The sequence below is a fragment of the Chitinophaga lutea genome, assembly GCF_003813775.1.
Taxonomy (GTDB): domain Bacteria; phylum Bacteroidota; class Bacteroidia; order Chitinophagales; family Chitinophagaceae; genus Chitinophaga; species Chitinophaga lutea.
Window position 1 is genome coordinate 1,038,816 of sequence record NZ_RPDH01000001.1, and the last position, 18,539, is coordinate 1,057,354.

General features: G+C 56.3%; 12 protein-coding genes. 6 read left to right on the top strand and 6 right to left on the bottom strand.

The genetic code is table 11. The features are described 5' to 3' along the window. Positions 1–32 precede the first annotated feature (32 nt). Both EGT74_RS04005 and EGT74_RS04010 read left to right on the top strand, forming a co-directional pair. A complete protein-coding gene (locus EGT74_RS04005; protein ID WP_123845239.1) occupies positions 33–1,166 on the top strand; it encodes a sensor histidine kinase in 1,134 nt (377 codons plus the stop codon). Then, the gene (locus EGT74_RS04010; RefSeq protein WP_123845240.1) at positions 1,163–2,227 is read left to right on the top strand and encodes a response regulator; all 1,065 of its coding nucleotides are present in this window, start codon (positions 1,163–1,165) and stop codon (positions 2,225–2,227) included. The genes EGT74_RS04005 and EGT74_RS04010 overlap by 4 nt, the downstream gene beginning before the upstream one ends. A 385-nt stretch (positions 2,228–2,612) precedes the next feature. On the opposite strand, the gene EGT74_RS04015 is transcribed toward EGT74_RS04010, so the two are convergent. Beyond that, positions 2,613–4,001, bottom strand: a complete 1,389-nt coding sequence (locus tag EGT74_RS04015; protein WP_123845241.1) for a sialate O-acetylesterase — start codon at positions 3,999–4,001, stop codon at positions 2,613–2,615. Between the two features lie 134 nt (positions 4,002–4,135). After that, a complete protein-coding gene (locus EGT74_RS04020; protein ID WP_123845242.1) occupies positions 4,136–5,893 on the bottom strand; it encodes a hypothetical protein in 1,758 nt (585 codons plus the stop codon). Positions 5,894–5,952: 59 nt separating this feature from the next. On the opposite strand from EGT74_RS04020, the gene EGT74_RS26835 reads away from it, so the two are divergent. Beyond that, positions 5,953–6,099: a hypothetical protein gene (locus EGT74_RS26835; protein WP_158617995.1), complete on the top strand. Its 147-nt coding sequence runs from the start codon at positions 5,953–5,955 to the stop codon at positions 6,097–6,099. 46 nt (positions 6,100–6,145) lie between these two features. Here EGT74_RS26835 and EGT74_RS04025 read toward each other — a convergent pair whose 3' ends face one another. The 3 genes from EGT74_RS04025 to EGT74_RS04035 form a co-directional block, all read right to left on the bottom strand. Further along, positions 6,146–8,686 (bottom strand): family 20 glycosylhydrolase, encoded by a 2,541-nt coding sequence (locus EGT74_RS04025; protein WP_123845243.1) that lies wholly within the window; start codon positions 8,684–8,686, stop codon positions 6,146–6,148. Between the two features lie 79 nt (positions 8,687–8,765). After that, positions 8,766–9,851 (bottom strand): glycoside hydrolase family 18 protein, encoded by a 1,086-nt coding sequence (locus EGT74_RS04030; RefSeq protein ID WP_220392806.1) that lies wholly within the window; start codon positions 9,849–9,851, stop codon positions 8,766–8,768. A gap of 222 nt (positions 9,852–10,073) precedes the next feature. Further along, positions 10,074–10,919, bottom strand: coding sequence for an energy transducer TonB (locus EGT74_RS04035; RefSeq protein ID WP_123845245.1), 846 nt, complete (start codon positions 10,917–10,919; stop codon positions 10,074–10,076). Between the two features lie 110 nt (positions 10,920–11,029). Between EGT74_RS04035 and EGT74_RS04040 the strand changes: the two genes are divergently transcribed. The 3 genes from EGT74_RS04040 to EGT74_RS04050 are packed head-to-tail and all read left to right on the top strand — an operon-like array spanning position 11,030 to position 16,664. Next, positions 11,030–12,388, top strand: coding sequence for a TolC family protein (locus tag EGT74_RS04040; RefSeq protein ID WP_123845246.1), 1,359 nt, complete (start codon positions 11,030–11,032; stop codon positions 12,386–12,388). 10 nt (positions 12,389–12,398) lie between these two features. Then, positions 12,399–13,478, top strand: a complete 1,080-nt coding sequence (locus EGT74_RS04045; RefSeq protein ID WP_123845247.1) for an efflux RND transporter periplasmic adaptor subunit — start codon at positions 12,399–12,401, stop codon at positions 13,476–13,478. A 9-nt stretch (positions 13,479–13,487) separates the two neighbouring features. Beyond that, entirely contained in the window at positions 13,488–16,664 is a 3,177-nt protein-coding gene (locus tag EGT74_RS04050; RefSeq protein ID WP_123845248.1) for an efflux RND transporter permease subunit, read from the top strand. Here EGT74_RS04050 and EGT74_RS04055 read toward each other — a convergent pair whose 3' ends face one another. Continuing rightward, positions 16,665–18,530, bottom strand: coding sequence for a monovalent cation:proton antiporter-2 (CPA2) family protein (locus EGT74_RS04055; RefSeq protein WP_123845249.1), 1,866 nt, complete (start codon positions 18,528–18,530; stop codon positions 16,665–16,667). It abuts the gene before it with no gap. Positions 18,531–18,539 lie beyond the last annotated feature (9 nt).

Sequence of the window (18,539 nt, forward strand, 5' to 3'; positions counted from 1 at the left end):
TATCTTTGCGTTTCACATAATGTAAAGCGTTCATGTTTCATTTCGGCCAGCGTACCACCCTGATCATTTCCATCCTCATCATGCTGTTGACGGCATGTTTGCTGGTATGGCGGCCGGACTATAACTTTTTTGACGGCGGGCTCATCACCGCCATCCTGCTGACTATTTTTATCAAGAAAGACGCCGCCACCCGGTTTATGGGCATCGCCTGTACGCTGCTGGTGGTGATCATCGCCTGCCTGCCGCATAAAAATCCCAATCTCGCGGAAGTGTTCATCGAGCACTTCTTTTCGCTGATACTGGTGATCAGCTCCACCCTGCTGGTGCTGTTCCTCAAACGGCTGTACCGCACCATGCAGGAGCTGAACCAGGCGCTGGAGCGGGAAGTGGAGAAACGTACCGCCAATCTCGAACTGGCGCTCTCGCATCTCGCCTCTTCGCAGGCCGAACTGAAAGATGCGCTGGAAAAGGAAAAGGAACTGAACGAGATCAAATCGCGGTTCGTGTCGATGGCTTCGCATGAGTTCAGAACGCCGCTGAGCGCCATTCTTTCTTCCGCCGCCCTGATCGGTAAATATCCCGCGCTGGAAGACCAGCCCCGCCGCGAAAAGCACGTATTCAAGATCCGCGAGGCGGTGATCCACCTTAACGAGCTGCTGGAGGATTTCCTTTCCCTCGGCCGCATCGAAGAAGGGAAGATCCATGTGCACCCGGAAAAAATATCGCTGCACAGTTTCGCCATCGAAACGGTGGAAGAAGTGCAGGGCCTGCTCAAAAGCGGGCAGGTGCTGCATCCGGAAGTGGACAAAACGCTGGAAGTGATTTCCGACAAACGTTTACTGAAACATATTTTTGTGAACCTGCTCACCAATGCCTCCAAATTTTCTCCCGCAGATACGGCCATCGAATGGAAACTGTGGCAGGAAAACGGGCAGATCAACGCCATCGTTACGGACCACGGCATGGGTATTCCCGAAGAAGACAAAGCCTATCTTTTCAGCAGCTTTTTCCGCGCCCGCAATGTGACCAACATCCAGGGCACGGGGCTGGGCCTGCATATCGTGAAACGGTATGTAGACATGCTGCACGGTGAGATCAGCGTGGAAAGCAGCCTCGGCAGAGGAACGAGCATATTCATTCATTTTCCAAATTTACAAGCATCATGACAGCTTCCATTCTGGTGATAGACGACCATCCCGGCATCCGCGAGAACGTGGCGGAAATCCTCACCCTCGCAGGGTACAACGCCCTGGAGGCGGAAAACGGGAAACAGGCCGTGGAAATGGCCAAGGAACACCGCCCGGACCTCATCATCTGTGATATCATGATGCCGGAGCTCGACGGCTACGGCGTGCTGCATATGCTGCGTAAATACCCTGAAACGGAGCACATCCCCTTCATCTTCCTTACCGCCAAAACCGACCGCAGCGATTTCCGCAGAGGCATGGAAATGGGCGCGGACGATTATATCACCAAACCTTTCGAAGACGTGGAACTGCTCACCGCGGTGGAAACGCGGCTGAAAAAACAGCAGTTCCTCCAGGAAAAATTCGCGGCGGCGCAAACACAGTCCATCGGCGTAATGTTGCAGGACTGGCAGGCTTCCGGCCTCCTCCACCTCGACCTCGACGCATACGACGTGGTGCAGTTCAGCAAAAAACAACCCGTGTACCGCGAAGGCAAGCACCCGCAGTTCCTGTACTACGTGAAAAGCGGCAAGGTCAAAGCCTTCCGCCTCAACGACGACGGGAAGGAATACATCACCAACCTCTTCGGGCAGGGCGATTATTTCGGATATGTGCCGCTGCTGGAAGACCATCCCTACGAAGAAAACGCGGAAGCCCTGGAACACACCGAACTGGTGCAGATCCCCAAGGAAATATTCCTCGAACAGCTGCTGAACAACATCGGCGTGGCGCGCACCTTCATCAAACGCATCGCATCCGAGGTGAAGGAAAAAGAAGACCGCCTGCTGCAACTCGCTTACGATTCCCTGCGCAAACGCGTGGCCAACGGCCTGCTGGCCATTCACGACAAACTCCACCTGGAACAGCAGCCCGGCGCGCTCATCGAGCTTTCCCGCGACGATATCGCCCGCTTTGTGGGCACGGCCACGGAATCGCTCATCCGCACGCTCAGCGACTTCAAATCGGAGAAACTCATCGAAATGCAGGGTACCCGCATCCGCATCGTTCAACCGGATTTATTGCGGAAGCTGCTGTACTGACCGGTTCCCAGATGATCGACAGAGCCGGCGGTTCGCCGTACCGCCGTCATTCCTGCACTATTGCGGCCCCAAAGGGGCTTTCCCCTGCGCGGCGGCTATTGGCGCCCCGCAAAAACGCCCTGCATCAGCAGAAAAACGGCTTTCAACGAAGGATGAACGAACCTTCCCTGGGGGAATAACGAACCTTCATGAAAAAGTTGATCCTTCGTTGGAGGTTCGTTGGACCTTCGTTGAAGGTTCGTTGAACACCGTGGTAAGCCCCACCAAAACCGCCACAGTAGGGAGCCCTTCAATTCAAACACCAGTCAACCCCTTACCAACACTGGGGTTATGTCATAAAAAAGGCGCCAAACCGGCGCCTTTCCTACAATATGTTTATTTTTTATCATTCTTCCCAATTGTCGGTTCTGAAGGGGTTCAGCGGCAGCCCCGCCCCGTTGAATACGTTCCCCATCCCGGCGTTGCTGAAGGAAAACCGCACAGCTTCCGGCTGTTTGACGGTTTTGGCGGATACAATGGCTTTATTGCCTTCCAGCTTCACGTCTGCCGGTACGAACTGCTTGTCGGGGCCGGCGATGAAGAACTGCGTGGCTTTGCCGCCGCTGGTTTTCAAGCCGCCTTCGGCGTTGGTGAAGTACAGCACGATCTTTCCTTTCTGCTGCTCCATTTTCTCGTAGAGGGGGCTTTTATAAGCCAGCCCGGGTTTGCCGTAAGCATCGCCCAGCGCCCAGTTGGCCAGGCGCAGGCCCACATCATGCTTGTTCTGGGGGTGGATGTTCGTGGTATCGTCTACCAGGTCGGTGATCACGGCCATTCCCGTGCGGGGATACTGCAGCGAAGCAGTCTGCGCTTCCCTTAGCAGGGCCGCTTTCTGGCCGGGGGTATAGCGGAACGGGGCGATCTGCACGTAATAAAACGGAAAATCGTATCCCCATGCCTTTCTCCACGACCCGATCATGGTGTTGAACAGCTGGGTGTAACCGTACGCGGTATTCACATTGCTTTCGCCCTGGTACCAGATGGCGCCGGCTACGCGAAAGGGCGTGAGCGGGGCGATCATCGCATTGTAGCTGCTGCCGGGCGTAAAGGGCCAGCCGTTGCTGGGCGCCAGTTTAGCGGCGGCGGATTTGAGCTTTTCGTCACCCTGCACCAGTTCGGCGGGCGTCCATACCTCTGCGGGCGTGCCGCCCCAGCTGGAGTTGATCAGGCCGACGGGCACGTTCAGTTCTTTTTTCAGTTTTTTGCCGAAGAAATAAGCCACCGCGCTGAAGCTTTTCAGGGTATTGGAATCGCAGGCGGTCCAGGTTGCTTTTACATCATCCTGCGGGTATGCGGCAGTGGTTTTCGGCACATGGAAAAAACGGATGTTGTTATCTGCGCATGAGGGGAGTTCGGCCTTGATATCTTTCAGGCCGTGATTGCCGCTCCATTCCATATTGCTTTGCCCGCTGCACACCCACACCTCGCCGATCAGCACGTTTTCCAGTTTTACGGAGGTGCGGCCGTCGAGCGCGATGGTGTAAGGGCCGCCGGCTTCGGGGGTCTGCACGTCGATGCTCCAGCGCGCGTCGCGGCTGGTCACCACGGTATCCACCTTTTTGCTCCAGGGCAGGCGTACGATGATTTTTTCACCGGGCCCCGCCCATCCCCATAATTTAACAGTGGCGTTGCGCTGCAGCACCATGTTGCTGGACAGCACGGCGGGCAACCGCAGTTGGGCGAAAGCGCCCGCGTATACGAAGAAAAAACAGACGGTAACGAGTAAACGTGGCATGTTGGATTATTTAGTTTTTCAGTCCCTCAAAATACTCATCCTCCGTTAAAATTCATAACCATTTTGAAGAGCGTACACGTACCCTGGCAGCACGGGTTTGCGGCGCGCATGCAACAGCATGTGCCAGCCCTTCCCTACCGGAATTGCAGGAACGACGGGGCGCGCATACCGTAAATGTCAAAACGGAAATCGACGACGGTGGTAATTTCGAAATAGAACTGCCCCATCGGGTAGAGTTTTCTGGGATAATAATATCCCCCGATTTTAAGGGTATTGAGGGCCAGGTTTTCGTTCCTGACGCGCACACCGGCGCCCAGGCCCAGGTATACCGGGTTCTCCACGAGGTATTGTTTGTATTCGGAGAGTTGGGAGGCATCGAGCGAGGCGAAAAAGTTGAACTTGAAACCGTACACTTTCCAGGGGCTGTAAAACACCGATTCGGCGCGCAGGTTCAGGCGGTGATAGCCGCTGATAGCGGTGTTCTTGAAACCCCATATGCCGTTTTCCATGTTCAGGTTCAGCGGTTTATAAAAGTAATTATTGGGATTGCCGAGGTAATCCGCACTCAGGAATTGCCGCCAGTGGCCCTTCCACAACGGCATCAGCTTGCTGTAATAACTGACGTTGGCATGTATCACCATGTCTTCACTCACATTGCCCTGCCAGAAGGAGCCCAGCCCCACGTTGAGGCTCAACAGGCCGTTGAGGCGGGTATGCCAGTATTTCTGCAGTTCCATCGCCGTGTACAACCGCCGCCGGTCCATCCAGTTTTCCCAGCCGCCGGTAATGCTGGCGGAATACCCGTAGGGAATATCTTCCGTGCGCCCGAAGCCGAAAAAACGGTGGGTTTTGAAGAAGTCCTGCCGGAACAGCAGGAACTGCCCGAGATAATAATGCCGGTTGTTATAGGTCGGGTCGCCGATGTATTCGGCCTGGTGCGGCGTTTTATCGAACCGCAGGTTATTGTACCGGACCAGCAGGGCCATGCTGGATTTATGCACCAGGTGCCCGCTGTTGGAAATACGGTTCCGGAAACTGTAGCCCGTCCATACATCGAGGGTTTTGTAGGCATAGTCGCGGAACACACTGTCTGCATATCCGCGGATATTGATGGAATAATTCCGCGCCAGCGCGAAGCCGCCGGCGAACCGGGCGGAACTGCGGTACAGCGGCCGCTGTACCTGTATGAAATATGAGCCTTCGTATACGCCGGTATCCAGCGGCACCTGGGTGTTGAGCTCGGAATAACCGAGCGTCACGTCCGTGAATGTGCCCAGCACATTGTATTTGGTATACTGCGCCTGCGTGCCCCAGGGGCGGGCGTAGGAATTATCCCAGCGGAAACCGAGGGTTACGCCCTGCCCCGCGCCGAAAAGATTGTTGCTGAATACGCGGGCCGCCGCCACCGTGGGCGTCAGTTCCCGCAGATCGAAGCCGTATTCGAACACGTCTTTCGTCAGCACTTCAATATCCACCGAATCTTCATATCCCGTTTCCATGGTCAGGATGCGGGCATCGGACAGGAAAGGGCGGTTACGGAGGTAACGTTCGTTATCAGCCAGCTCGTAAGCATTCACGGTATCTTTCTGCCGGAAAAAAAGCGATTGCCGGATCATCCACTCCTCCGAATCGAAATGGAGGCGGTTGGCCAGGTGGATCAGCTTCATGGATGTGGTGAAGGTGGTATCGTTGATGTTACGGGGGCCGAATACTTTCACCCGGCGGTAACGGATATGGCGAATCACTTTGCCGGTATGCGGCAAAAATCCCTGTTCGCTCCTGGTCATACTGCTGTCGTCCGTTGAAGGCGGAGGGTCGTTGTGGCGGGAGATGCTGGACAGCAGCGAATCCCGGAAACGCCGGCTCTTCAGGGAGTCTACATAGGTATTCAATTTCTTAAACCACCGTTTGCCCTGCGCAGGTATGGTGTCGGCCTGCGCAAAACACTGCTGTGGAAGACAAAACATCAACAGGTAACAGCTTAGGGACGCAAAGAATATTTTCCGGTAACGATCCAATTTTGCGTTTAACTGTAACAACAATACAAATTTTTGTCCAAAATCCGGTGGCGGCGAAAAACAAAGGGAAGGCAACGTGACCGTTTGCGCCTTCCCTTCAACTTTATGCATGTTAAGGTTATTTTTCTATGGCTGTACCGCGATGGTTCTGCCCCCTCTCCCCGCACTGTCGAACACCTTCAGCTTAACGGCACCTGTGGCGGCTACCGGCTCCGTATATACGGGGCTTTTAGCCGTTGGTTCCTTTCCGTCAGTGGTATAACGGATCACCATGCCCGGAAGTTGTACGTTGGCCAAAACTTTTCCGTTTTCAACGATGGCTCCGGCGGTGGGGATACGGTACAGGTAACCGCCGTTGAGCCGGGTGAGGCGGGGCAGTTCCCGTTTTGCCACCACATTGATGAAATTGCTCCACGCTTCCTGGTACAGGCGGCCGGCGGCGGCTTCATCCTTTTCCCGGGCCCAGGCCGGGTCGGGCGCCCAGGCGCGTTCGGCCATGCCGATCAGTTTGGGCAGCAGCAGGTACTCCTGCTGGGCGGGCGTTTTAACGGTTTCGCTCCAGAGCGCGGCCTGCACCCCGGCGATGTTCCGCTGGCCGTATTCGGTCAGGCGGTCTTTCCCCACAAATGTGCCGGGCGGTAAAGTGCGGCCCTGGTCGTCTTCTTTGGCATTTTTATACAAATCGAACGGAATGAAATAGAAGGGTTTATCCACATCCACATACCCGCCCCAGTAAAAGCCGGGCTCGTAGTAGTCTTTCACGTAAGCCATGTCGAAATAATAATTGCTCACGCCGGACAGCACCACTTTGTACCCCGCATTGGCCAGGCGGTACGTGAGGTCTTCCATCCCCCCGCCCATCACGTTGTTCCATACATCGAGCTGGAAGTTGCGGTTGCCGAAATCCGGGTTGGCGATCATCACATCGCGGCCGTCGCGGCGGGTTTTGCGCATGCCGGCCTCTTCCCAGCCGTACAGTTGCAGGCCCCGCTGGTTCACGATTTTCGCAATCCTGTCATAAAAATAATACCAGAGGTCGTCGGGACCGCTCATCTTTTCTTTGGCGATCAGCGCCTGGCATACGGGGGATTTTGCCCACACGCCCGCCGGGGTTTCGTCTCCGCCCATGTGAATGATGTCGAGCGGCGCGCCGGCCTCTTTATGCATAGCCACCAGTTCGTCCACCACTTTCTCCATGAATTTGTAGGCAGACGGCAGGGCGGGATTGATCACGTTATCTTTCCATTCCTGCACGGAACGGTACTGGCTTTTATCGTCGGGATCGCTGAGGCGGTATTCGTTGGCCTCCGCCGTTTTACCGGCTTTCATCAGCTTCTCATAGCGGGCATCCATCGATTTGATGGCGGCACGGGCGTGCCCGGGCATTTCTATTTCCGGGATCACTTTGATATGACGCTGGCGCGCGAAGCGGAGGATTTCGATATAATCGGCGCGGGTGTAAAATCCGCTGCCGGCCGTGTTCACCACATCCGGGCCGGAGCCGTACGACGGCTGCAGGGCTTCCAGTTCGTTCACACCATGCGCGCGGCGGCCGCCTACGCTGGTCAGTTCCGGCAGGCCGGGGATTTCCACGCGCCAGCCCTCGTCGTCGCTCATGTGCAGGTGCAGCACGTTCAGTTTATACACGGCCATGAGGTCGATCACTTTCAGCAGTTGCTGCTTCGACTGGAAGTTACGCGCCACGTCGATCATCATCGAACGGAAACCGAAGCGGGGCTGATCTTTCACGTCCACCAGCGGAACGCTGATAGTACTGCCTTTGGCTGTGGACAGCAGGCTCCGAAGCGACTGGATGCCGTAGAAAATTCCGGCGGCATTGCCCGATGCGATCACATACCCGTTGCTGCTGCCGCTCAGGCTGTAGGCGCCTGTGGCAGTATCATTATTTTTCTCCAGGCGGATGGCGCCTTCGTTACCGGCCACAATACGCACGGGCTTACCCAGTGCGTCTTTCAGTACGGCGGACAGGTATTCCGCCTCCTGTTTGAAATCAGGATGATAACCGATGGCAGTGTTGGCATTGATCGTAAAAGCGCCCGGTTTCTCTTCGTAGGCCACGGGCGTGGGCAATATTTTCGGCAACTGATCCAGCGGCACATCCTTTATCCGCGCGTTGCGCTGGTAAATTTCCGCTGCCGTGGTCTGCGGATGCTGATCGGCCGCGGTGCGGCGCAGCTGTTTGTCGCTCGTGGGCGGCACTACCGTATAATCCGTTATCGCATGCCCTTTCGCAGGCTGTTGGTCCCATACCAGGTAGGGACCTTCCGGTCCGTCGGTGATGGCGGTAACCCAGGCAACCGACACCACGTTGATTTTCAGGGAATCGCCCGGGGCGATGCCTTTAAAACCGGCGGTGGGTTTGAACGTCGCCAGCGGGCCGTTGACGTGTGCCACCTGGATGCCGTTACCCGCGTCGCCGGGGCTTACGTAACGAACGAAGGTGAAAAAGAACGTCCACCCCGAAGCAGGGAATGCCTGTTTTGTTTTGTTGATGAAAGTAAATGTGGAAAGCGTCTGAGGTTTGCCCTGGTACCCGTTTTCCACCACTTCCCATTTCACTTTCAAGCCGTTGGCGGGGAAGGCGGGCGACTGGGCCATGGCAATACCGGAGAGCAGCATGAGCAAACATGTGAATCTAAAGCGCATATAATCAGGATTTAACCGAAGAGGTCTGAAAAGAAAAACCACCTGAGGGGATGGTTCATCAGCAAAGACCGTTCAATTATTATTTGTTAAATGACGTGTGAATAGCATCCAGCAGATACCCTTTCGGATCGCTGGAATACTCCCAGAACATGATGCCGGCCATGTTGTACTTTTTGATGTATTTGCACTTGGCCCGCACGGAGCGTTCATCGTCGAAAGTGATGAACACGTTGTTGCCGGGATGCCAAAGATAAGGGGCTTTTGCTTTTCTGTCCCAATGGCGTTTATATCCCTGCTGGTTGATGAGGCTGTCTTTCAGGCGGGTATAACCACCGCCGCGGGCGCCTTTGAGGGCCTGCTGGTTGAGCCCCCGGTTGGTGCCGTCTTTGAGCGTCCAGCCGCGGCCGTAGAACGCCGCCCCCATCACCAGTTTCTCCGCCGGCACCCCGGCCTCCAGGTAGATCTGTACCGAGCGGTGGGCACTTGCTTCGGCCGTATCTTTCGTTGAACCGTATAGGTTAGTATGGTGCCCGGCCAGGCCGGTGGCGCTGGTTTTATAATCGTACGTCATGATGTTGACATAGTCGAGGTACTGCTGGGCTTTGTCCATTTCCGTATGTTCGGTGAAGTACCGCCCGCCGCCTACCGCGGTGGTAAGCAGGTACGGGCGCCCCGTTTCGCGCTGCAGCGTATCGAGCGATGCGCGGAGAGCTTTGAACATGAGGGTGTAGTGCTGTTTGTCTTCCGGACGGTACACGTTCCCTTCTTCGCCCGGCACGCCGGGGTATTCCCAGTCGATGTCCACGCCGTCGAGCTGATACTTTCTGACGATGTCCACGGCCGTGGCGGCGAACAGCTGCCGGCCGGCTTCGGTGAGCACGGCGTCGGAGAAGTTTTCGCTCCAGGCCCAGCCGCCGATGGAGATGAGGATCTTCAGCGCAGGGTTGCGGAATTTGAGGGCGTTGAGCGCGCGGAAATTGACGGTATCCGTCGCTTCATTGGTGAGCCATGCCTGCCCGTTTTTGATGTCTACGAAGGCATAGTTGATGTGGGTGAGCTTTTCCACCATGATGGAAGCCGGGTTGGCGATGAGGCCGCGGTAACCGCCGACGTAGGCGATCACAACGGGCTTTTTTCCGGGAGGGGCGGCCGGGATGAAGGCCATGAAAAAGGATAATATAAAAAGCAGCGCAACTGGGGCGCACTTGGCCGGCAAGGATAGATAACGCATGCATTAAATATACTGCATTTGCGCCTAACAGCAAACCACCCCGGTAGATACCGGGATGGCTATATCATTTCCACATTTTAGCGTCATCTACTGCTGAGATGTCAAACAATGGATGCACGGTTGTCCGTTATTCCATAATGTTGCGTAAATATTTTTTCATTCGCCTTCCAGGTGGAATTTGATGGGGAGATTGAAGTACACTGGCACGCTCTGCCCGTTTTGCCGGCCGGGTTTCCATTTGGGCATTTTCTTCACTACCCGGAGTGCTTCTTCGTCGAGGCCCGCGCCTTTTTTGACGCCGATAAGCTCCACGTCGGTGATCTCGCCATTGCCCCGCACCACGAACTTCACGAACACGGTACCCTGCACGGCATTGTCGATGGCCATGGGGGGATAACGCAGGTTATTGCGGAGGAATTTAGCCAGTGCGTCCTGGCCGCCGGGGAATTCCGGCATGATTTCCACGATCGTCGGGATGTCTTCCTTTTTCTCCGCTTTCGGTGCTTCGATCACGTCGTTGCCACCTTTCAGTCCGTTCTCAATACCGTTGTCCGAACCGTTCGGGTCGCCGTTGAGATCCGTTTTGAAGCCGATGGCCGGGTCTTTCAGGTCGGCGTTTTTCATCGGCTCATCTTCCGGCTTCACGTTTTCATCTTTTTCAATCTTGAATACCACGTGCTGTACGGTCGGCTTCGACGCCGCAGGCGCCGGCTGGCGGATAGTGGGCGGCGGAGTGAGTACTTTTTCTTCTTTCGGGATGTTTTTCAGTTCGATGATATCGGCCGGTACGATGACTTTGTGGTTCACCTCACCGGAGGCCAGCAGCTTCGTGGAAATCGTATAGCCGCCGATCACGAGCAGCACAAGGCCGCCCATGCCCAGCACGGCGTTGCGCACCCGCCGGTCATACCGCCGGCGCAATTCATAAGCCCCGTAATCTTTGTTCCGGGCATCGAAAAGAATGTCGAGAAAATCGGATTTTTCGAGTTTGGTTGTTTCCATGGCAGTTCGTTTAGAAGGAAGATGCACGTCATTTTATTTTCCATAAGAAATTTATAAACCATTGAACCTTTTCATTTTAGCATTGTTCTTTCTATTGTACCCGGAATTTTATGAAGTGCCCGACTCCACATAAAACGCTCCGTAGTTTATTGCTGCTGGCGGCTTTGATACTTGCCGTGCAGCCGTTGGCGGCCCAGCGGGACACTTCCGGCCCGCATCATTTCACCCTCGAAGAAGCCGTCCGGTACGCCCTTCGTAACCAGAACAACGTGCTGAACGCGCGCCTGAACCGGCAGGCCTCACTCGAAAAGATCCGCGAAATGCGCGGCAAACTGTTTCCCCACATCAATGTGAACGGGTCACTCACCGATAACCTGAAACTGCAGACCTCTTACATCCCGGATTTTTCCGGCAACCCCGACAACAAGATCCCCGTGCAGTTCGGCACCAAATTCTCTTCGCAGGTAATCGGCGAAGCCACACAGACTATTCTCAACAGCGATTATTTTCTCGGCCTGCGCGCCGCCAAAGTATACGACCAGCTCTCTGTAAAAGACTACGAACGTACCGCCATCGCCACGAGAGTAGCGGTGAGCAACGCCTTCTTCAACGTGCTCGTGAACCGCGAAAGCATCCGGCTGACGGACGCGAACCTCGTACAGATCAGCAAGGCGTTGAAAGATACCCGTGCCCGTTATGACGAGGGCGTTTCGGAAAGGATCGATGTGGACCGGCTGCAGGTGTCGTACAACAAATCCGAAAACCAGCGCGCCAACCTCGAACGCCTGATGGCGTTCTCGCTCGAGCTGCTGAAATTCGAGATGGGCATGCCGTTGCAGGAATCGCTTACGCTTGAAGATGAACTGAAAAGCTTCGCGAGAGAAATGCCGGACAGCATCAACTACAGCGTGCAGGACCGGCCGGAATACGCCATGCAGCGCACGCAGGTGGAGCTCGACAAACTGAACCTGAAAAGCAAAAAACTGGAAGTGGTGCCTTCGCTGAACGCGCATATCAATTACGGCGTGAACTGGTTTTCCGATGCGTTCTCCGACCTGTATAAAACGGGCTTCGGCGCCTCCAATATGGGCCTCACTTTGTCGCTGCCGCTCTTTACCGGCACGGAAAGGCTTTTCCAGGTAAAACAGCGCGAGATCACGCTGCAGCAATCACAGAACAACCTGTCTTATTTAACACAACAGATACAACTGGAAGTAAGAGAGGCGTGGACCACTTACAAAAACAACTCCGCCTCCCTGCTCACCGAAGAAAAAAACATGGCGCTGACGCAGGGCGTGTACGACCGTGTGCTGCTGAAATTCGGGCAGGGTGTATCATCAAGCCTCGATGTGACCACGGCCGACAGTGACCTGAAACAGGCGCAGAGCGATTACATACAGGCCCTTCTCAATACATTGATCAGCAAAGTGAAGCTCGACCAGGCGATGGGCAAAATCAAACCACAATAAATCATTTTTTATGCACCGCACCCGGAACATTTACATTGGCCTGTTACTGCCGCTGCTTTGTGCATGCGGCGGCAAACGGCAGGCGCCCGCGGGCCCCATGCCGAAGCCGACCGTTTCGGTGTATGAAGTGCAACCGGCCAGCTTTCCCGTTTCGGAGAAATTCCCCGCCTCGCTGACAGGCAATGTGATCGTGGACATCAAATCGGACGTGACGGGTTTTCTAGAGGCCATCCGCGTAAAGGACGGCAGCAATGTGAACAAGGGACAGGTATTGTATGAAGTGGACAAAAGCCGCAGCCAGGCCACTTACGAACAAAGCCAGGCCAGCGTGCTGCAGGCGGAGGCCGATCTGGCCATGAAGAAAAAAGACTACGAACGTTACAGCAACCTGCTGAAACAGGATGCGATATCAAAACAGACGGTGGACCAGGCGGAAACGGCGCTCAGGACCGCGGAAGCGATGCTTGCGTCGGCGAAGGCCGCCCGCGCCCGCAGCGGAACGGACATCAACCATGCCGTGCTCCGCGCGCCGCTGAGCGGTAAAATCGGCATTGCGCTGGTGCGCGTCGGCGACCTCGTCACGGCCGGGCAAACGGTGATCAATACACTCGTGAATGAAAATCCCATCTATGCCGACATCGACCTGCCGCAAAGCCGCTACATGGAATTCGGCCGGCGGGGCGGGCAGCGTTTCTTCCTCGCATCCGCCAACGGTGAAAAATATCCGCACGAAGGAAAAGTACTGCTCGTCAACAACGTGGTGGATGCCAGAACCGGCACCATCCGCATGCGGCTCACCTTTCCCAACCCGGAAGGCATGCTGAAAAGCGGGATGACGGCCACCGTGCAGGTGCAATCGCCCCCATCCGATTCCGCACTGGCCATTCCCGCCAGGGCCATCGTGGAGCTGCTGGGTGAAGTAAAAGCATATGTGGTGGACCGGAATAACGTGGTGCAGACCAGGACCGTGGAAAGAGGGCCCCTGGCAGACAGCCTGATGATCGTCCGTTCCGGGCTGCAGGCCGGCGAACGGGTGGTGGTGGACGGCATACAGAAAGTTCGCCAGGGCGATACAGTCAATATCAAATAACGGCGCAGCATGATCTCTAAAACATTCATAGAACGGAAGAACACAACGATCGTGATTGCGGTCATCCTGGTGATTGTAGGGCTCATCTGCATGATCAACCTGCCCATTGCGCAGCTGCCGGATATTGCGCCGCCGGTGGTGGACGTGCGGGCCAACTACATCGGCGCCAACTCCACCACCGTGGAGGAAACGGTGACCACGCCCATCGAAAACCAGGTGAACGGCACGCCCGGCGCCATGTACATACAGTCGGTCAGCGCCAACGATGGTTCCATGAGCATCACCGTTACGTTCGAGATCGGCACCAACCCGGACATCTCCGCGCTCGACGTGCAGAACCGCGTGAACTTCGCGCTGCCGGCCGTTCCGGATGACGTGCGGAGAGTGGGTGTAACCACCAAAAAACGTTCGAACGACATGCTGATGGTGGTGGCGCTGAACTCCCCCAAAGGCACGCATAATTCGGAATTCCTCAACAACTACCTCAATATTTATATCAAACCCGAGCTGGCCCGCGTACCGGGTGTGGGCGACGTGAACGCCTTTTCGCAGGATTACAGCATGCGCATCTGGCTGAACCCCGACAAGATGGCCGCGCTCAACATCACGCCGGCCGACGTGGCCCGCGCCATACAGGAGCAGAATACGCAGGCGCCTGCCGGTATCATCGGTTCCCCACCCGCCGGTAAAGGACAGGCATTCGAATACACCGTAAAAGTCAAAGGCCGTTTGCTGACATCGGAAGAATTCGGCAACATCATCGTGGCCACCAATCCGCAAACCGGGTCGCTGGTGCGCCTCAGCGACATTTCGCGCCAGCAGCTCGGCTCTTTCTCGTATGCCGTGGAAGTAAAGGCGGACGGTAAAACCGGCACCGGCATGGCCATTTACCTGGCTCCCGGCGCCAATGCCCTCGACGTGGCCGAGCGCGTGGAAAACAAATTCAGGGAACTGGCGAAGTCGTTTCCCGAAGACGTGAACTGGCTTGTGCCGTTCGAAACCGTTTCGTTCGTGAAGATTTCCATCAGGGAAGTGGTGCAGACTTTTATCGAGGCCATGCTGCTGGTGATACTCGTGGTGTACCTCTTCCTGCAAAGCTGGCGCGCCACGCTGGTGCCCGTGCTCGTGATCCCCGTTTCGCTTATCGGCACGTTCATCTTCTTCACCCTGCTCGGGTTTTCGATCAATACGCTGACGCTATTCGGTTTTGTGCTGGCCATCGGGATTGTGGTGGACGACGCCATTGTGGTGGTGGAAGCCGTGCAGCATCACATCGACGTGAACGGCATGAGCCCGCTCGAAGCCACCTACCGCGCGATGACGGAAGTGCAGGCGCCGGTGATCGCCATCGGGCTGATACTGGCGGCGGTGTTCGTGCCCGTGGCATTCATTCCCGGCGTGAGCGGCAAACTGTACCAGCAGTTCGCATTGACCATCGCATTTTCCGTGATCCTCTCCGCGTTCCTGGCGTTGACGCTCACCCCCGCGCTCTGTGCCGTGGTGCTGCGCCCTTCGCAGCTCAATGAAAACTCCAGGGGCCTCAACAAACTGCACTACAAATTCAACCGCTGGTTTACCCGCTTCACCGAAAAGTATACCCATGGCGTACGGCGGGCTATCAAACAAACTGCGTTCATACTGATATTATTGGGCATCCTGTTCGGAACGGCCTTTATCCTGTTCAAAAAAGTACCCACCACCTTTGTGCCGCAGGAAGATATGGGCGCGCTTTTCCTGGTGGTGGAACTGCCGGACGCTTCCTCTTCCGTGCGCACCCGCGAGGTGGTGGAGCGCATCAACACCATCCTCGCCTCCGATTCCGCCGTGCAGCATTTCATGGGCGTGTCGGGCATCAACTTCGTGGCCAATGCCATCAAACCCAACTCCGCCACCTTCTTCGTGAACCTCAAACCCTGGGACGAACGGTTGGCGAAGGGCGACGATATGGGCACCGTTTCCGGCCGCATCCAGGGCAAACTGGCGCAGATCACAGAAGCCACGGCGCTGGCCCTGCCCTCGCCTACCCTGCGCGGCATGGGCACCTCCACCGGCTTCACCTACGTGCTGGAGCAACGCAGCGGTACAGACATCGCCGAATTCACCAAAGTGCTGCAAAACCTCCTGATGGCCGCCAACAAACGGCCTGAAATAGCCCGGGCGTATGCATTCTTCAGCTCCACCACCCCGGAATTCAACGTGGAGGTGAACCGCGACCGCTGCAAGCAGATGGGCGTGGCGGTAAACGATGTGTTCAGCGCGCTGCAGACATTCTTAGGCGGCCTCTATGTGAATGATTTTACCCGCTTCGGGAGAAGCTTCCGCGTGGTACTGCAGGCGGATACGGCGTTCCGTAAAACGGTGAACGACCTGCAATTCTATCATGTGCGTAACCAGCAGGGAGAAATGGTGCCGCTCAGTTCGCTGATCACCACCAAACTGGGCGCGGGCGCGCCGGTGATCAACCACTTTAACCTGTACCGTTCGGCAGAAATCAGCGGCACCAGTAAACCCGGCTTCAGCAGCGGCGATGCCATCAAGGCGATGGAAGAAGTGTCGAAGGAAGTGCTGCCGGCCAACTTCGGCTATGAATGGTCGAATATCTCCAAACAGGAAATTGAAGCAGGCAATAAAAGCACGATGATCTTCGCGTTGTCGATCCTCTTCGTGTTTTTGCTGCTCACTGCGTTATACGAAAGTTGGTCTGTCCCATTCTCTGTACTGCTGGCGGTTCCGGTAGCCCTGTTCGGCTCAATTGTCGCCCTGTGGCTATCCGGACAAGCCAACAGCGTTTATTCGCAGATCGGCCTGATCACGCTGATCGGGCTGTCTGCCAAAAACGCCATTCTGATCGTTGAGTTCTGTAAGGAGCGGGTAGACAGGGGGATGCCCCTGATCCAGGCCACCCTCGAAGCGGTGAGCCTCCGTTTCCGGCCCATCCTGATGACGTCGTTCGCCTTCATCCTGGGCGTTATGCCGCTGGCGCTGGCCAAAGGAGCCGGCGCCGCTTCGCGCGTCAACATCGGTTTCACGGTGGTGGGCGGTATGCTCGCGGCCACGGTGCTGGCCATTTTCAGCGTGCCGGTGCTGTACGTGCTCATTACCCGGCTGGCTTACGGTAAAAAGAAACTGGCCGAACTGGAAGAAGAAGGTAAGAAGAACCCGCCGCCGCCCTCAACGCCGCATTGATCAGTTCCTTTCCTCCGCATTATCCCGGTCCCAGCCCGCATCACGGATGAGCATGTTCGTGTAGGCATCCGCCTGTATGAGTTTTTGCAGTTCTTCCATTCTTTCGCGGGCTACGTTCACGTATTGTTTATCGTCGCGGTAAGCCGCGAGGCCTTTCAGTGATTTTTCGTCGAAGCGGCGGAACATGCGCGCCGCGCGCTGTGACTGGTAGGCGCGGCGGCCCAGCATTTCCAGTACGTCGGAGGCGAGGCGTAAAGAGGTATCGATGGTTTCCCTGTAGATGTGGAGAACACCGGCATTCATCAGGTCGAAAGCGTCCGCGTTCTGAGTCGCCCTCACCAGCATCTGCAGATGCGGGTAGTGTTTTTTCACCGTTTCCACCACTTCGAGGTTCTTTTCCGGTGTCGCCATGGCGATCACGATGAGGCGCGCCTGTTCAGCCCCGGCGGATTTCAGCATGTCGAAACGCGCCGCATCGCCGTAATACACTTTCAGGCCCATCTGCCGCAACAGGTCTACCCGGTCGGAATCCAGATCAAGTACCGTGGAATGCACCCCGCTGGCGCGCAGGAAACGGCCTACCACCGTCCCGAAATGATCGAAGCCGGCGATGATCACGGGGTTCTTTTCATCGATCGCATCCTGCTCACGTTCTTCTTTATTGGCCGTGCAGCCGAATCGCGGCACAATCACTTTTTCATAAGCCAGCATCAGCAGCGGCGTCAGCGCCATGGTGATGGCCACTACGGCCATCATGATATCGATCAGTTCTACCGGGAGTAATTTCGATTGTTTCGAAAACGAAAACAGCACAAAGGCGAATTCACCCACCTGCGGTAAAGCAAAAGCAAAGAGGAGGTTCTGTTCACCGCTGAGACGGAACAGCTTGCCCAAACCGGCCAGCACCGAAAATTTCAGCACGAGTATGCCGGCCACGAGGCCGCTTACCAGCCAGGGCTGCTGCAGGATGAGATCGAAGTTGATAGTGGCGCCCACGCCGATAAAAAACAGGCCCAGCAGCAATCCCTTGAACGGTTCGATGTCGCTTTCCAGTTCATGACGGTATTCGCTGTTGGCGAGCACTACCCCGCCCAGAAATGCGCCCAGCGCGGGGCTCAGGCCCACCAGCGTCATCAGTACCGCGATAGCCACTACCAGCAGCAGCGCCGATGCTGTGAACAATTCGCGCAGGCGGGTGCGGGCTACAATGTGCAGGATGGGTTTCACCACATAGCGGCCACCCACCACCAGTACGCTCACCGCGCCGAACACGATCAGCGTTTTGGCCCAGGCCGGCTGATGCGCGATCAGCGACTGCCCGTCTTCCACCGTTCCGGCCGCCCCTTCAGGCCCCAGCAACGGGAAAATGGCCAGCATCGGGATTACCGCCACATCCTGGAACAACAGCACGGAAAACGCGCTTTGCCCAGCCGCGGACCCCATCTGCCCTTTTTCATTCAATATCTGTAATACGATCGCGGTAGACGACAGCGACAAGATCATGCCCAGCACCAGCGCCTCGTTCCACCGCAGCCCCAGCATAAAACCGAGGCCCGCGATCAGTATGGCCGTTACCGTTACCTGCAGCCCGCCGAGCCCGAGAATGGGCGCACGCAGCTTCCAGAGCAGCGAAGGCTCCAGCTCGAGGCCGATCAGGAATAACATCATCACCACCCCGAACTCCGCAAAGTGCATGAGGTCTTCCCCGCCATGCCCGATCAGCCCCAGCAGCGCCGGGCCGATGATGATACCGCCGATGAGATAACCCAGCACCGAGCCCAGGTTCAGCTTTTTGGCCAGCGGCACAAATACCACCATGGTGGCGAGGTACACTAACGCCTGGTAAAAAAATGATTCGTTCGACATACGCAGTTT

Coding starts and splice junctions, on each gene's coding strand:
- EGT74_RS04005 (WP_123845239.1), top strand. CDS start 33: ATGTTTCATTTCGGCCAGCGTACCACCCTGATCATTTCCATCCTCATC.
- EGT74_RS04010 (WP_123845240.1), top strand. CDS start 1,163: ATGACAGCTTCCATTCTGGTGATAGACGACCATCCCGGCATCCGCGAG.
- EGT74_RS04015 (WP_123845241.1), bottom strand. CDS start 4,001: ATGCCACGTTTACTCGTTACCGTCTGTTTTTTCTTCGTATACGCGGGC.
- EGT74_RS04025 (WP_123845243.1), bottom strand. CDS start 8,686: ATGCGCTTTAGATTCACATGTTTGCTCATGCTGCTCTCCGGTATTGCC.
- EGT74_RS04030 (WP_220392806.1), bottom strand. CDS start 9,851: ATGGCCTTCATCCCGGCCGCCCCTCCCGGAAAAAAGCCCGTTGTGATC.
- EGT74_RS04035 (WP_123845245.1), bottom strand. CDS start 10,919: ATGGAAACAACCAAACTCGAAAAATCCGATTTTCTCGACATTCTTTTC.
- EGT74_RS04040 (WP_123845246.1), top strand. CDS start 11,030: ATGAAGTGCCCGACTCCACATAAAACGCTCCGTAGTTTATTGCTGCTG.
- EGT74_RS04045 (WP_123845247.1), top strand. CDS start 12,399: ATGCACCGCACCCGGAACATTTACATTGGCCTGTTACTGCCGCTGCTT.
- EGT74_RS04050 (WP_123845248.1), top strand. CDS start 13,488: ATGATCTCTAAAACATTCATAGAACGGAAGAACACAACGATCGTGATT.
- EGT74_RS04055 (WP_123845249.1), bottom strand. CDS start 18,530: ATGTCGAACGAATCATTTTTTTACCAGGCGTTAGTGTACCTCGCCACC.